This is a genomic window from Micromonospora sp. NPDC005203, from assembly GCF_042872705.1.
Classification (GTDB): Bacteria; Actinomycetota; Actinomycetes; order Mycobacteriales; family Micromonosporaceae; genus Micromonospora.
Map to the genome: position 1 here is coordinate 548941 of NZ_JBIAKV010000002.1, position 15322 is coordinate 564262.

Sequence of the window (15322 nt, forward strand, 5' to 3'; positions counted from 1 at the left end):
GGGTGCCGGGCTCGATCCGTAACAGGAGGTACGAGGTGGACGAGCGGATCCGGCTGCGGCTGGACGTCTCGTACGACGGCACGGGCTTCTCCGGCTGGGCCGCCCAGCCGACCCGGCGCACCGTCGCGGGTGTGCTCGTCGAGACCCTGGATCTGGTCCTCGGCGCCGGCGCGGTCACCGGGCTGACGGTGGCCGGGCGTACCGACGCGGGAGTCCACGCCACCGGGCAGGTCTGCCACCTGGATCTGCTTGTCGACGTGTGGCGGCAGCACGAGGGGCGGCTGCTGCGTCGCCTGGCCCGGCTGCTCCCCACCGACGTGCGTGTCCGGGCGATGACCGAGGTGCCCGCCGACTTCGACGCCCGGTTCTCGGCGACCTTCCGGCGCTACGAGTACCGGGTCATCGATGCGCCCTTCGGCGCGGAGCCGCTGCGCCGGCACGAGGTGCTGGCCTGGCCGAAGCCGTTGGACCTGGCGGCGCTGAACGCCGCCGCGGCCGGGCTGGTGGGGGAGCACGACTTCGCCGCGTACTGCCGGCGCAAGGAGAACGCGACCACGTTGCGCGAGGTGACCCGGCTGGACTGGCGCCGTGATCCGGACGGCCTCCTGGTCGCCACCGTGCAGGCCGACGCGTTCTGCCAGGCGATGGTGCGCAGCCTGGTGGGGGCGATGCTGGTGGCCGGGGACGGTCGCCGCCCGGTCGAGTGGCCGGGCAGTCTGCTCACCCGTCAGGACCGCTCCAGCGAGGTGACTGTGGCTCCCGCGCGTGGGCTGACCCTGGTCGCCGTCGGCTACCCCGCCGATCCGTCCGAGTACGCCCGGCGGGCCGACCTTACCCGTCGACTGCGGGTCCCGATCGAGGGCTGACCGCCGAGGGTGCGGGCCTCACTCCCCGGGCAGCTCGCCGTCGGCGCTGCCGGCGGTGGATTCCGGTGTCGGCTGGGCGGCGGTGCCACCGTCGGCCCGCTGTTGCAGGACGCCCCGGCTGAGGTGCAGCTCGATCATGTCGAACAGGATCTCGCGCACCGTGGTGTCGCCCGCCTTGATCGCTGCCCCGTCCGCGCGGACGACGAGCGCGTACGCCAGGTAGTGGCCGCGTACCTGCCAGCCGACCCGGGCGGGGGCGCTGGTCAGCACGTCGGTGCCGTCGCCGTCGCCGGCGGTGAGGCCACGGAACCGGCCCTTCCGCTCGTCGAGGAGTGGGCGGATCCGGTCCCGAGCCCGTTCCGCGCTGACCTTGTCGGTGAGGTTGAACAGCCCGGCGGTGACCAGGTGGTCGCCGTCGGGTGTCCGCAGTGTGGCCCGGACGACCTGGTTGCAGCCGAGGAGGGCCAGCAGGTCGGCGACCTCGCCGGTGGCGGCGACGGCGCAGCTTCCGCTGGACTGCGTCTTGAGCACCTGGTAACTCGGCTGGCCGTCGGTGAGTGTCAGCTCCTTGCCGGGGAAGAGTTCCTTGGCGGTGAGCGGGGCCTGATCGGATTCCCGGGAGTCGAGTGCCGGTCGTTGCGGTCCCGCGGTTGCCGGGACGTAGTTCGGCTGGTTCGTCGGGTTGGCCGCCGGTTCCCCGTCGCGCTCGTCGAGCAGCGCGGCGGCGCCGAGGCCGCAGAGTGCGAGCAGCACCAGGACGGCCGCACCGCCGATCAGCACCTGCCACAGCCGGCCATTCCCGCGCCCGGCTCGGGGCTGCGTGGCGGTGGCGGAGGTGTAGACCTGGCTGCGGGGCGGCTCGGGCGCGAGGTGGGCACGGGTCGGCGCCGGCTGCGTCGACGGCAGTGCGAGCTGGTTCGCCCGGGGCAGCGACGGCGTGGGGAAGCGGGACGGAGAGGGCCCGGCCGGTGGGGGCGGACCGGCGCCGAACACCGACAGGTCGGACCCGGTCTCCGGGTACTCCTCGAAAGCGTCCTCATCGGACTCGTACCGATACACCATGTCGCCCAGAGTAGGAGTGATTGTCCCTTTAGGGGGTAATATCGGGTAAATGTGTGCGTGGGTCGCGTCATGGCCGGCCCGGACCGGTGCGAGAATTGCCGGCGTGACCGGCGACCACTACTTCAGCGCTCAGCCCGCCAGCGACGCTCCGCCGCGCGAGGTCGAGTTCTCCGTCGCCGACCGCGACTACCGGCTCGCCTCGGCCGGCGGCGTCTTCTCCGCCAGCCGCCTCGACCCGGGCACCGCCGTACTCCTGCGCAAGGCCGAGCTGCCCGCCGCCGACACCGCCGGCGACCTGCTCGACCTCGGCTGCGGTTTCGGCCCGATCACGTGCGTGCTGGCCGACCTGGCACCGGCGAGCACGGTCTGGGCTGTCGACGTCAACGCCCGCGCCCGCGAGCTGACCGCCGCCAACGCGGCCCGGATCGGAGCCGCCGACCGGGTCCGGGTCCACGCCCCGGACGACGTGCCGGCGGATCCCCGGTTCGCCCAGATCTGGTCCAACCCACCCATTCGGATCGGCAAGGACGGGCTGCACGAGCTGCTGCTGCGCTGGCTGCCCCGACTCGCGCCGGACGGCGTCGGCTGGCTGGTCGTCGCCCGTCACCTCGGTGGCGACTCGCTGCAACGCTGGCTCACCGAGCAGAGCTGGCAGGTCGAGCGGTACGCCAGCCAGAAGGGCTTCCGGGTGCTGCGGCTCACCCGGTAATTGGATGTCCCTCCCGCCCTCGCTGGGGCAGGATCCCGGCGTGGGATACGTGGATGTGGCAGCGGTCGGGCACGTTCTGCCCGACGGTCGGGAACTCTTCGCCGACGTGTCGTTCCGGGTGGGTGAGGGCAGCAAGGTCGCCCTGGTCGGGCCGAACGGCGCGGGGAAGACGACCCTGTTGCGGATGGTCGCCGGTGATCTGCCGGTGCGCAGCGGCGCCGTCGCGCGGGCCGGTGGCCTGGGCGTGATGCGGCAGTTCATCGGCATGATCGGCGACGAGTCGACGCTCGCGGACCTGGCGTTGTCCCTGGCCCCGCCGTCGCTGCGCGACGCCGGCCGCCGACTCGGCGAGACCGAGGCGGCCATGCGGGCGGCCGAGGCTCACGGCAAGTTCAGCAACCGCGCGGGCAAGGCCCAGTTGGCGTACGCCGGCGCGCTCGGCGCCTGGGGCGAGGCCGGCGGGTACGACGCCGAGGTGCTCTTCGACACCGTCGCGACGATCGTGCTCGGCCAGCCCTGGGACGCCGTCCGGGACCGACCGGTGCGCACCCTCTCCGGGGGCCAGCAGAAGCGGTTCGCGTTGGAGCTGCTGCTGCGCGGCCCGGACGAGGTGCTACTGCTCGACGAGCCGGACAACTTCCTCGACGTACCCGGCAAACGCTGGCTGGAGGCGCGACTGCGCGAGTCGACGAAGTCGGTGCTCTACGTCTCGCACGACCGCGAGCTGCTGGCCCAGAGCGCCGATCGGGTGGTGGCCGTCGAGGGTGGCGGCGCCTGGGTGCACCCGAGCGGCTTCGCGAGCTGGTACGAGGCTCGGGTGGCTCGGCACGCCCGCCTCGACGAGCTGCGTCGACGCTGGGACGAGGAGCACCAGAAGCTGCGTGACCTCGTGCTGATGTACAAGCAGAAGGCCGCGTACAACGACGGGTTGGCTTCGCGCTACCAGGCCGCGCAGACCCGGCTGCGCAAGTTCGAGGAGGCCGGGCCGCCGCCCGTACCCCCGAAGGACCAGGACATTCGGATGCGGCTGAGCGGCGGGCGGACCGGCAAGCGCGCGGTCGTCTGCGAGCAGCTGGAGCTCGACGGCCTGACCTTCCCCTTCGACCTGGAGATCTGGTACGGCGACCGGCTGGCGGTGCTCGGTGCCAACGGCACCGGCAAGTCGCACTTCCTGCGGCTGCTGGCCCGGGGTGGCACCGACCCCGACCCGGCCAACGGGCCGGTCGACGGGGCGGGCGCGCTCGCGCCGGTGGCACACGACGGTACGGCCCGCCTGGGCGCCCGGGTCCGCCCCGGTCACTTCTCCCAGACCCACGACCGACCGGAGCTGATGTCGAAGACGCTCGTCGAGATCCTCTGGCGGGGCGACGAGCACCGCACCGGGATGGATCGGCAGGCGGCGATGGGGGTGCTCAGCCGCTACGAGCTGGCCGCCCAGGGGGACCAGCGCTTCGGCACGCTCTCCGGTGGTCAACAGGCCCGGTTCCTGGTGCTGCTGCTGGAACTGTCCGGAGCGACGTTGCTGCTGCTCGACGAGCCCACCGACAACCTCGACCTGGCCAGCGCGGAGGCCCTCGAAGCAGGCCTGAACGCGTTCGAGGGGACGGTGATCGCGGTCACTCACGACCGCTGGTTCACCCGCTCCTTCGACAGGTTCGTGCTGTTCCGAGGCGACAGCGAGGTGGTGGAGACCCCGGAGCCGGTCTGGGACGTGGGCTGAGCGGTCCGTGGGTCCGCCGCGGCCGACCGGCATAGGGTGGATCACGTGACTGACATGACCTATCGCCGGCTGGGCGACTCCGGGCTCGTGGTGTCCGTGGTCGGCATCGGCTGCAACAACTTCGGCCGCAAGCTCGACCTCGACGGCACCCGCGCGGTGGTGGACGCCGCCCTGGACGCCGGGATCACCCTGTTCGACACCGCCGACATCTACGGCGAGCCGCAGGGCAGTTCCGAGGAGTTGCTCGGGCAGGCGCTCAAGGGCCGCCGGGACGACGTGGTGGTGGCCACCAAGTTCGGCATGGACATGTTCGGCCTGAACGGGCCGGACTTCGGCGCCCGGGGTGCGCGGCGCTACATCGCCCGTGCCGTCGAGGCGTCGCTGCGCCGGCTCGGCACCGACCACATCGACCTCTACCAGATGCACGAGCCCGACCCGGGCACCCCGATCGACGAGACCCTCGCCGCCCTGGACGACCTGGTCCGCGACGGCAAGGTGCGCTACCTGGGCAACTCCAACTTCGCCGGCTGGCAGATCGCCGACGCGGACTGGGTGGCCTCGTCCAACGGCCGGTCCCGCTTCGTCAGCGCGCAGAACCACTACAGCCTGCTGGAGCGCTCGGTCGAGACCGAGATCATCTCGGCCTGTGAGCGGTTCGGCCTCGGCATGCTGCCGTTCTTCCCGCTCGCCAACGGGCTGCTCACCGGCAAGTACAAGCGCTCGGGTCAGCCGCCGGCCGGCAGCCGGCTCTCCGGCGGTGGCCGGTACGCGGAGCGGCTCGCCGCGGCCGACTGGGACACCATCGAGGCGATCGAGGCGTACGCGGCCGAGCGGGGTCTGACGATGCTGCAGGTGGCGATCGGCGGGCTGGCGGCCCAGCCGGCGGTGACCTCGGTGATCGCCGGTGCCACCACGCCGGAGCAGGTACGCGCCAACGCCGCCGCCGGCACCTGGGAGCCCAGCGACGAGGACCTGGCGGCACTGCGCGCCATCCTCTGAACGAGATGCGGCGCACGCGGTGGCCTGATCCGGCCGGCCGTGCGCGCCGCCCGGTGATCCACTCGCGTTCTTTGGAATCGGGCTGACCAGCGGCCCGGGAAGCCCCGATTTCAGGGACACCGAGTCGATCACGGGCCGTTGGGACGGTCATGGGCCGCTCGGGGCGGTTACGGGCCGCTTGGACGGCAACCGGGCCGCTTGGACGGCAACCGGGCCGCTTGGACGGCAACGGGCCGGGCCGCTCGTGGCGGCCCGGCCCGGTTGTCGCGGTGGTGCTGGGTGGCTGTCGGTCAGGCGGTCGGCGTGTCGGTGCGTCGGCGGCCGAACAGCGTGGCCACCCCCATCGCCCCGGCGACGAGGACCAGGCCGGCCGCCGCGAACGGCCACCAGCCGGCACCCGCCCCACCGCCGTCAGTCGGCTCGTTGACCGCCACCGGCTTGGGTGCCGGCGGAGACTGCGCGGCACGGGCCTGCACCGTGGCGGTGGCCTTCGCCGGCAGGGGAGCCGGGGAGTCCACCTGCACTTTCCACGTGCCGGCGGTGAGCACCTTTCCGCTGCTGTAGAAGCCCTGCCCCTCGGGCTGCGGCTCCAACTGCACCGGGCCGACCTTCTGCCCGTCCGGGCCGGTGGCGGTGAGCACCAACCGCACCACCCGGTCCAGCCGCCGGCCATCGGCGTAGGTGGCCTGGATGGTGACTCCCTCGGCCCCGTCGCCGGCCACCGTCAGCTTGAGTGTGTCGGCCCGGGCGGCCGCCGGGGCAGCGGACAACAGGGTCAGGGCCAGCCCGGCGAACACGGCGGCCAACACCTTGCGGATAACCGTCACGGACATCTCCTCGACTACGAATGAGGGAGGCCCCTCCCCGACGCCGAAGCGTCGGGGAGGGGCCTCGTCGGATCAGAGCTGGCGACCGGGTGCCAGCCGGGTGGCATCGCCACCGAGCCGCCCGGTGCCCTTGACCGGTTCGCCGTCGTTCGCCTTGACGCCGGCCTTGCTGGCCGCGCCACCGAGACGAACGATCATCGCGTCGGTGTCCCGCACCAGGACATTCCTGACCTCCGCCTCAGCCACCAGGGTGGCGTCGGCGGCGAGCGTGCGGAACGCGGTCAACTGCTTGATCGCCTTGGTGTCGTTGCCGGCAGCCTCGGCCTGACGGGCCGCGTCGAGCTTCGCCGTCAACTGCTTGTGCGCCTTGGCCGAGAGCCGACCCGTCGCCTTGAACCGGTCCAGCAGGTTCTGCATGTCCCGGAACGAGGTGGTGACGAAGAAACGGACCGCCGAGGTGGTCTCGTTGCCCGCCTTGTCGGTCGCGGTCACGGTCAGCTCGTGCAGGCCGAGCGGCAGCTCGTACATGGCCTGCAGGGTGCCGCTGGTGTACGCCTGACCGTCCAACGTGCCGACCACCGCGGCGATGCCCGAGGTCGGGTCGACAGCCTGCCAGGACACCCGAACGTCCTGGCTGTCTCCGTAGAGCTGGCCGTCGGCGATCCCGGACACCAGCAGCGTCGGCTTGGTGCCGTCGATGCGCACCACCGCCGACTTGAGCGTCTCGACGTTGCCGGCCTTGTCGGTCGAACGGAACAGCAGCTCGTGCTGCCCGTCACCGGTCACCTCGACCGGCGTCGTGTACGGCGTCCACGCGCCACCGTCCAGCGACCACTCCACCGTCTTGACGCCGGAACCGGCGTCGGTCGAGGTCAGCACGACGGGGATCGTCCCGTCGTGCCAGCCGGCGTCGTTCGCCGGAGCGAACGTCGCCGAGGTCACCGGCGCGGTGGCGTCGATCTTGGCGGAGACGGTCTTCGTCTCCTCCACGTTGCCGGCCTTGTCGGTCGAGCGGAACCGCAGTTCGTGCTCGCCGTCGCCGGTGATGGCCACCGGAGCGGTGTACGCCGTCCAGGTGGTGGCCCCGTCCAGCTGGTACTCCGTGGTGGCGAGACCGCTACCGCCGGCCTCGTCGGCACCGGTGAGCGTGACCGTCACCGGCCCGGTGTACCACCCGTCGGTCGGGGTGCCGGAAACCGCCGCCGTCGTGACCGGAGCGGTCTCGTCGGCCACCTTCGTGCTGAGCCGGAAGTAGTCGAACGAGGCGGTCTTCGACGCCGTCTGGTTGGCGCCGAGGGTGAACAGACCGACCTTCGGGGTGGCCCCCACCGCGCTGTTGGTCAGTGCCTCCAACGCGGTCCAGGTCGTCCCGTCCGCCGAGTACGACGCGGTGAACGTGTTGCCCGTGCGGGCCAGCCGCAGGTGCCACACGGCCGAGGTGAGGCTGGTCGCCTCCGGCTGCGGGGTCTGCACCACCCCGGCGATCTCGCTGCGGAACTCGATCCGCCGCGTCACCGCCTGGCCGGCCTGGTTGTCCGCGATGAAGTCGAACTTGACGTAGTTGTCGTCGTCCGCCTGCACGAGCAGACCGGCCTGCTGGTACTGCTCGTTCAGCAGGCTGCCGTCGACCTTCGTCTCCAGGGTCCAGTCGCCGGTTGGCGCGGTCTGGAGGATGAAGTTCTTCGGCCCGGTGTTGTCGGTGCCGTAGATGTCACCGTTGGGCACGTCGATCCGCAGCGCGCCCCCGGAGACCCGGTAACCGGCGGGGTCCTCCCGCGTGACCGCGTCCCACCGGCACTTGTCCAGCGAGCTGCCGGTGAACTCGTCCGACGGCTCGACCGGGCCGGCCGGAGCGTCCGGCGTGACCACGAACGAGTCGAAGGCCGCGTCCACAACGGGCGCCTCGGTGCCACCGTTGAGGGCGAAGACCCCGATCCGCGGGTTGGTGATGCCGGCGAGCGCGGCCGAACGGCCAACCGGGGTGAAGGTCTGCCCGTCGCCCGAGGCGGACGCGGTCAGGTTCGTCCCGTCGCTGGTGATCCGCAGGTACACGGTGTCACCCGCCGGTGCGTTGGTGGCGTCGGCGGCCTCGTTGCGCGGCGTGGCGGCCGTCTCCCGGATGAACTCCACCCGGCGGCTGCCGTTGTACAGCAGGTCCACCTTGGCGTAGTTGTCGTCGTCGCCGTACACCAGCAGGCCGGCCTGCTGGTAGTTGGCCGTGACCGGCAGGGTGACCTTGGTGGTCATCTCCCAGGCGCCGGTCGGAGCCGCCTGGAGCACCAGGTTGGTGGCGTCGTTGCGAGCCCCGTAGAGGTCACCCACCCCGGTGGGCAGCCGCAGCGCGCCCCCACTGAGCGAGTAGAGCTGGTTCTCCCGAACCACGCTGGTCCAGCGGGCCTTGTCGAGGCTGTTGCCGTTGAAGTCGTCCGAACGCGCCCCGAAGCAGGACGTGTCCGGAGCGTCCACCCGCACCGGCACCGTGGCGTACGCCTTGGCGCCCTTGCTGTCGGTCACCGTGAGGGTGGCCGTGAAGGTGCCCGGGTTGGTGTAGGTGTGGCTGGCGTCCAGGGTGGTCGCCGAGCCGCCGTCACCGAAGTCCCAGGCGTACGTCAACGGGGTGTTGCCCTCGGTGTCGGTGGCCGTGCCGTCGAAGGCGACGGTGACCGGCGCGGTGCCGGTGGCCGGGGTGGCCGTGGCACTGACCGCAGGCGGCGCGTTCTCGGTGACACCGCGGCCGACGAAGTCCATCCAGTTGACGTTGAACAGCGAACCCGTTCCGCCGTTCGGATCGCGGGCCACGAAGTACAGCGAACCGCTCGCGGCACCGGTGACCGGCGCGCTCACGTCCGTGTACGTCTGCCACGCCCCGGTCGACGGCACGACGGCCGTGGCGACCACCGGTCCGTCAACCGCACCGGCGCGGACCTCGATCCGACCGCCGGCGGCGGCCGAGGCGGCCCGGAACCGGATCTCGGTGATGTTGGTCAGGTCCGCCGGAGCGACCGACCACCAGTCACCGTCCTCGATGAACGCGATGCTCTGGCCGCCACCCGCGGTGTCGGCCGCGGCCTCCCGCTGCACGCCGGCGTCTCCGCCGCCGGTGCTCACCGGCGTCCGCCCGGTGGCGGTGAAGTACTCGGCCTGCTTCTGCTTGGGCTGCAGGATCTCGATCTGCCGACCGGTGAGCGCACCGGCGCCGCCGGCACCACCCTCGTCGGTGTAGGTGGCCTCGAAGACCGCGAAGACGTTCGCCTCGGCGCCGTGCCCGGAGGCGAGCGACGTCTGGACGGTGCCGGTGCAGCCGGTGTGCTGCTCCAGCGGGTGGGCGTGCTCGTCGTGACCGAGCAGCACCTGGAGGTTCACCTTGGCGCAGTCGATCTGCCCGTCCTCCGGGTCGGTCACCTTGATCGTGTACTTGACCTGGTCACCCCAGTTGAAGAAACCACCGTCCGGCGGGAACTCGATGGTGACCGTCGGTGCGGTGTTGCCCACGGTGACCGGCACGTTGGCCACCGCGGTACGGCCCTTCGGGTTGGTCACGGTGAGCTGGGCGGTGTAGTTGCCCGCCGTCGCGTAGGTGTGCGTCGGGTTCGCCTCCGTGGAGGTCTGCCCGTCGCCGAAGGCCCAGGCGTAGGTGAGCGCGCCACCGTCCGGGTCCCGGGAGCCGGCGCTGGAGAACGTGACGGTCAACGGCGCCGGACCCGAGGTGGGGTTGGCGGACGCTGCCGCGATCGGCGCGCGGTCACCGGCGGTGTAGTCGATCCGGTAGATGCCGGAGTTGTCGTTGTTGCCGCCGAAGCCGCTGCCCCACTCGATCAGGTACAACGCGCCGTCCGGGCCGAACTCGAAGTCCATCGGCCGGATCATGCTCATGCCGGTCAGCAACTGGTTGATGTCCACCAACGACTTGCCGTCGGCGGTCACCTGCATCGTGTACATCTTGTTCTGGTTCCACTCGCCGAGCAGCGCCTTGCCGTCGTAGTAGGCCGGCCACTTGCGGGTGGAGTTGAGGTTGGGGTCGTACCGGTAGGCCGGGCCGCCCATCGGCGCGCCGCCGCCACCGATCTCCGGGTACCGCGCGTCACCGGCGTAGCCGTAGTCGACGGTGGCCGGGACGACCGGGGGGAGGTTGGTCAGGCCGGTGTTGTTCGGCGAGTTGTTCACCGGCGCCGCGCAGTCGAACTTCGCGCCGCTCGGACCGGACGGGAACGTGTAGTCGTTGTAGGCCTCGTTCGTCCCGGTGCAGTACGGCCAGCCGTAGTTGCCGGGGGTCACGATGTTCCACTCGACCAGACCGCGGGGGCCTCGGTCCGGGTTGTTCGCGTTGGCGTCCGGCCCGTAGTCGCCGACGTAGAGCGTGTCGGTCTTCGGGTCGGTGCCGATCCGGAACGGGTTGCGGAAGCCCATCGCGTAGATCTCGGGACGGGTCTTCTCAGTGCCCGGTGCGAAGAGGTTGCCCGTCGGAACGGTGTACGTCCCGCCGTCCTCGGGGTGGATCCGGATCACCTTGCCGCGCAGGTCGTTGGTGTTCGCCGACGTGCGCTGCGAGTCGTAGTCCTGGCGGCCCGGTCGCTCGTCGAGCGGCGAGTACGCGTTCGACTCGAACGGGTTGGTGTTGTCACCGGTGGCCAGGTAGAGGTTGCCGGCGCTGTCGAAGGTCATGCTGCCGCCCGCGTGGCAGCAGGTGTTGCGCTGCGTGTCGACCCGCAGCACCTGCTTCTCGCTCGCCAGGTCGATGGTGTCGCCGGTCACTGTGAACCGGGACAGCAGGTTGCGGGTGACGTTGTCGTTCGGGGCGTAGTAGAGATACACCCACTTGTTGGTGGCGAAGTCCGGGTCGAGCCGGATGCCGATCAGGCCGTCCTCGTTGCCGGTGAAGACGTCCAGGTCGACGGCGGTGACGGTGTTGCCGGTGTCCGGCTTGATGATCTGCACCCGGCCGTCGCGCTCGATGTAGAAGACCCGCCCGTCGGGCGCGATGTCCAGCTCCATCGGGTTGCTGGTGTTGCTGTCCAGGGCGATCTTCTCGAAGTTCGAGGTCTTCGTGGCACCGCAGTCGGCGTCCGCGACACCTGCCGCGGTCCGGATGCCGCCGAGCAGGTGGGACAGGAACTCGGGCTCGGCGTACGACTCCCGGGTGTGCCCGGCACCGGTGTACCAGGAGCGACCGCCGTCGAAGTCCTGACACCAGGAGGTCGGGTGGTCGGCGCCCATCGCGCCCGCGCCCGGGGTGTAGCTCTTCTCGTCCAGGCTGGCCAGCACGTGCACGTCCGGCCGCGGGTTGGTCTGGAAGTTGTACCACTCGTCGAACCGGGACCAGCGGTCCGGCAGTTCGGCCGTGGACGGGTGGGCGTGGTCCTCCACCTTCACCGTGGCCTGCTGGTTCTGCGGGTGGTTGGCGAAGTACGCGCCGACCAGGTCGCCGTACCAGGCCCAGCTGTACTCGGTGTCCGAGGCGGCGTGGATGCCGACGTAGCCGCCGCCGGCCTTCACGTAGCGCTCGAACGCCGCCTGCTGCTCGGCGTTGAGGACGTCACCGGTGGTGGAGAGCCAGATCACGGCCTTGTACTTCGCGAGGTTGGCGTCGCTGAACGCGGCGCCGTCCTCGGAGGCGTCCACGGTGAAGCCGTTGGTGGCGCCGAGCTGTTGGATGGCGGCGACACCGGTGGGGATGGAGTCGTGCCGGAAGCCGGCGGTCTTGGAGAAGACCAGGACCGAGAAGGGATCGTCGGCGGCCTTCTGGGGCGCCTTCGGCGCCACCTGGGTGACCGGGTTTCCGGCTGCTGCCTCCCGTGGGGGGACCTGCGCGGCGGCCGGCGCGGCCTGCGCGGGCGTGCCGAACAGGCTCGTCGAGGCGAGGGCAAGAGAGATGAGGGTTGCGGTGATTGGTACGCGGGCACGACGAGAACGGGACACGCCGCCTCCTGTGTCGTAGTGACGGAGATCGCGGGAGTCGGCACGCCGAAGGCCGTCCCTGATGGAGTGGTGGTCACACCGTGCCAAGGTGCTCCCACCGACATTTTGTCGAATCGCTAAACAAATTAATTCGACTGGCTCGATGTCCGGCAAGATGCCGGCGGGTAACGGTTCTGCAACGGCAGGCGACATTCCGAACAGGACCGCACGAACCGCCACACAGATCTAGCTCGATTTGGTGCGTTCCGCCCGCCGGCCGCCGCCGAACCTCGCCTTGGCAGACCGACGGATCTGTCGTACGGTGACACGCAAGTAACCCACGGGAGCCCGGTGTACCGGGCTGAGAGGGGGGCTGACAGCCCCCGACCGTCGAACCTGATCCGGATAATGCCGGCGCAGGGAGGAGAGTTGCCGTGCCGTCCCTGGGGCGACTGCATCTGATCACCGACACCCGACCCGGCCGGGACCCGCTCACCGTGGTCCGGGCCGCCCTCACGGTGGCCCGCGCCGACCTGGTCGTGCAGGTCCGGGTCGAGGACTCCGCCACCGACCGCGAGGCGTACGAGTTGGCCCGGCGGGTCTTGGCGCTCTGCCTGTCGTACGAGGCGATCTGCCTGGTCAACGACCGGCTGCACGTGGCGCTGGCGGTGGGCGCGGCCGGCGGACACATCGGAGCGGACGACCTCCCGGTGGCCGCCGCCCGGCGGGTGCTCGGCCCCACCGCTGTGCTGGGAGCCACCGCCCGCGCGCCGGAGACGGCAACCGGGGCCGTCGCGGCGGGTGCCACCTACCTGGGTGTCGGCCCGTGCCACCCCACCAGCACCAAGTCCGGCCTGCCGGACCCGATCGGGCCGGCCGGGATCCGCGCTGTGGCCGACGCCGTCGATGTGCCGGTCATCGCGATCGGTGGCGTGACCGCCGCCCGGGTGCCGGAGCTGCGGGCCGCCGGAGCGTACGGGGTGGCCGTGGTCGGTGCGGTGTCCGCCGCCGCCGACCCGGCGCGGGCGACCGCCACGCTGATCGAGGCCCTGACGTGCTGACCGGCCGGTTCCCGTCGGCGCCGTCGATCGATCGGACCCGGCCGGACGTGGCGGTGGTCGGGGCCGGGCCGATCGGGCTGGCGATCGCCTGGCGCTGCGCCGCCCGGGGGCTGCGGGTGGCGGTGCACGATCCGGCACCCGGCTCGGGGGCGTCGGCGGTGGCCGCCGGCATGCTCGCCCCGGTCGCCGAGGCGTACTTCGGTGAGCGGCAACTGACCGAGCTGCTGCTGGCGTCCGCCGCCCGCTGGCCCACCTTCACCGAGGAGTTGGCCGAAGCGACAGGCGCCGACATCGGCTACCGCACCGAGGGCACCCTGCTGGTCGGGTTGACCGGCGACGACCTGGCCGAGGCGCGCCGGCTCTGGGCGTACCAGCAGGGGTTGGGCCTGCCGGTGACCCCACTGCGCCCCAGCGAGCTGCGCGACCGCGAGCCGGCGCTCGCCCCGCGGGTGCGCGGCGGCGCGCTCGCGCCCACCGACCACCAGGTCGACCCCCGGCTGCTGGTGCCGGCGCTGCGCACGGCCGCGCAGCGGGCCGGCGCGGTGCTGGTGCCGCACGGCGTTCGACACCTGTCCGACGTGGAGGCACGCGTCGCGGTTGTCGCCGCCGGCTGCGGGTCCGCGGCACTCACCGGCCTGCCCGTGCGGCAGGTGAAGGGTCAGATCCTCCGGCTCCGCGCGCCCGGCGGCGTCGCGCCGGGCTTCCGGCACGTGATCCGGGGGTACGCCGACGGCGAGCACGTCTATCTGGTGCCCCGCGCCGACGGTGAGGTCGTGCTCGGTGCGACGGTCGAGGAACGGTCGGACACCACGGTCACCGCCGGCGCCGTGCAGCGGCTGCTCCGCGCCGGGGTGGACCTGCTGCCCGAACTGGCCGAGTACGACCTGGTCGAGGCGGTCGCCGGGCTGCGCCCAGGAACCCCGGACAACGCGCCGATCCTCGGGCCCCTGCCCGGCCGGCCGGACGTGCTGGCCGCCACCGGTCACCACCGGCACGGCATCGTGCTCACCCCGATCACCGCCGACCTGATCGCGGACCTGGCGCTCACCGGCGTACCCGATCCGCTGCTCGCGCCCTTCCGGCCGGACCGGTTCGCCGGCGCGGCGGCCGACGGCGGACCCGAACCGACGATGAAGGGGGACCTGTGGAGTTGACGGTGAACGGGGCCGGACGAAGCGTCCCGGCTGAGATGTCCGTGGCCGACCTGGTCGGTGTCGTCGCCCCACAACCCCGGGGGGTGGCCGTCGCGGTGAACGGCGAGGTGGTGCCCCGGGCGGGCTGGGCGACCACGGCGCTGCGCGACGGCGACCGCGTCGAGGTGCTCACCGCGGCGCAGGGCGGGTGACGGGCGTGTCGTTCGAGCTGGGTGGGGAGACGTTCACCTCACGGCTGATCCTCGGCACCGGTGGAGCCGCCAACCTGCACGTGCTGGAGCAGGCCATCCGGGCGTCCGGCACCGAGCTGGTCACCCTGGCCCTGCGCCGGGTGGACACCGCCCCGGGCACCGCTGGCGGGCTGCTGGACCTGCTGGACCGCTGCGGGGTACGGCTGCTGCCCAACACCGCCGGCTGTTACACGGCGACCGAGGCGGTGAAGGTGGCCCGGCTGGCCCGGGACGCGTTCGACACCGACTGGGTGAAGCTGGAGGTGATCGGCGACGAGCGGACGCTGCTGCCCGACGGGGTGGAACTGCTCCGCGCCGCCGAGGAACTGGTCGCCGACGGCTTCACCGTGCTGCCGTACACGAGCGACGACCCGGTGCTCGCCCGCCGTCTCGCCGACGTGGGCTGCGCCGCGGTGATGCCGGCCGGCTCCCCGATCGGTTCGGGGCTCGGCATCGGCAACCCGCACCACATCCGGCTCATCCGGCAGGGTGTCGACGTGCCGGTGATCCTCGACGCCGGCATCGGCACCGCGTCCGACGCGGCCCTGGCCATGGAGTTGGGCTGCGACGGGGTGCTGCTGGCCAGCGCGGTGACCCGGGCCGCGGACCCGGTGGCGATGGCCACCGCGATGCGGTACGCGGTCGAGGCGGGCCGGCTCGCGGCCGGCGCCGGCCGGATCGAGCGCCGCTTCCACGCGCTCGCGTCCACCCCCGACGAGGGAAGACCCGACCTGTGACCGCCCCGCCGCCGCCGGCAGGGCTGCCGCCCGCCTCCCCCCTGCCCGCCTCCCACTCGCCG

At 72.0% G+C, this 15322-nt stretch carries 11 protein-coding genes and 1 riboswitch; of the genes, 8 read left to right on the top strand and 3 right to left on the bottom strand.

Annotation, left to right across the window (positions count from 1 at the left end; translation table 11 throughout):
- Positions 1-35: 35 nt before the first annotated feature.
- Positions 36-866 carry a tRNA pseudouridine(38-40) synthase TruA gene (truA, locus tag ACFYPM_RS07890; protein WP_387192326.1) on the top strand — a complete coding sequence of 277 codons (831 nt, stop codon included), beginning with the start codon at positions 36-38 and terminating at the stop codon, positions 864-866.
- A gap of 18 nt (positions 867-884) precedes the next feature.
- Here truA and ACFYPM_RS07895 read toward each other — a convergent pair whose 3' ends face one another.
- Positions 885-1928 (bottom strand): hypothetical protein, encoded by a 1044-nt coding sequence (locus ACFYPM_RS07895; protein WP_387192330.1) that lies wholly within the window; start codon positions 1926-1928, stop codon positions 885-887.
- A 103-nt stretch (positions 1929-2031) separates the two neighbouring features.
- Here ACFYPM_RS07895 and ACFYPM_RS07900 point away from each other — a divergent pair, with 103 nt between their 5' ends.
- Genes ACFYPM_RS07900 through ACFYPM_RS07910 form a run of 3 tightly spaced genes read left to right on the top strand, consistent with a single transcriptional unit; the run spans position 2032 to position 5356 of the window.
- Positions 2032-2637: a class I SAM-dependent methyltransferase gene (locus ACFYPM_RS07900; RefSeq protein ID WP_387192333.1), complete on the top strand. Its 606-nt coding sequence runs from the start codon at positions 2032-2034 to the stop codon at positions 2635-2637.
- Positions 2638-2677: 40 nt separating this feature from the next.
- The gene (locus ACFYPM_RS07905; RefSeq protein ID WP_387192336.1) at positions 2678-4357 is read left to right on the top strand and encodes an ABC-F family ATP-binding cassette domain-containing protein; all 1680 of its coding nucleotides are present in this window, start codon (positions 2678-2680) and stop codon (positions 4355-4357) included.
- A 36-nt stretch (positions 4358-4393) separates the two neighbouring features.
- Positions 4394-5356, top strand: a complete 963-nt coding sequence (locus tag ACFYPM_RS07910; protein ID WP_387192340.1) for an aldo/keto reductase — start codon at positions 4394-4396, stop codon at positions 5354-5356.
- Between the two features lie 290 nt (positions 5357-5646).
- On the opposite strand, the gene ACFYPM_RS07915 is transcribed toward ACFYPM_RS07910, so the two are convergent.
- Entirely contained in the window at positions 5647-6183 is a 537-nt protein-coding gene (locus ACFYPM_RS07915) for a hypothetical protein (RefSeq protein WP_387192343.1), read from the bottom strand.
- A gap of 72 nt (positions 6184-6255) precedes the next feature.
- A complete protein-coding gene (locus tag ACFYPM_RS07920) occupies positions 6256-12099 on the bottom strand; it encodes a ThuA domain-containing protein (RefSeq protein WP_387192346.1) in 5844 nt (1947 codons plus the stop codon).
- 309 nt (positions 12100-12408) lie between these two features.
- Positions 12409-12518, top strand: a riboswitch (TPP riboswitch).
- On the opposite strand from ACFYPM_RS07920, the gene thiE reads away from it, so the two are divergent.
- The 4 genes from thiE to ACFYPM_RS07940 all read left to right on the top strand — a co-directional run bounded on the left by thiE (position 12513) and on the right by ACFYPM_RS07940 (position 15260).
- Positions 12513-13139 (top strand): thiamine phosphate synthase, encoded by a 627-nt coding sequence (gene thiE / locus ACFYPM_RS07925; RefSeq protein ID WP_387192349.1) that lies wholly within the window; start codon positions 12513-12515, stop codon positions 13137-13139. Its footprint overlaps the riboswitch before it by 6 nt.
- A complete protein-coding gene (gene thiO, locus ACFYPM_RS07930) occupies positions 13133-14293 on the top strand; it encodes a glycine oxidase ThiO (RefSeq protein ID WP_387192352.1) in 1161 nt (386 codons plus the stop codon). Before thiE ends, thiO begins: the two co-directional genes overlap by 7 nt.
- Entirely contained in the window at positions 14284-14484 is a 201-nt protein-coding gene (gene thiS, locus ACFYPM_RS07935; protein WP_357253544.1) for a sulfur carrier protein ThiS, read from the top strand. The genes thiO and thiS overlap by 10 nt, the downstream gene beginning before the upstream one ends.
- Entirely contained in the window at positions 14481-15260 is a 780-nt protein-coding gene (locus ACFYPM_RS07940; RefSeq protein ID WP_387192355.1) for a thiazole synthase, read from the top strand. Before thiS ends, ACFYPM_RS07940 begins: the two co-directional genes overlap by 4 nt.
- The last annotated feature ends 62 nt before the right edge of the window (positions 15261-15322 follow it).

Excerpts from the sequence above, each read along its gene's own strand:
- ACFYPM_RS07895 (WP_387192330.1), bottom strand. The coding sequence starts at position 1,928 with ATGGTGTATCGGTACGAGTCCGATGAGGACGCTTTCGAGGAGTACCCG.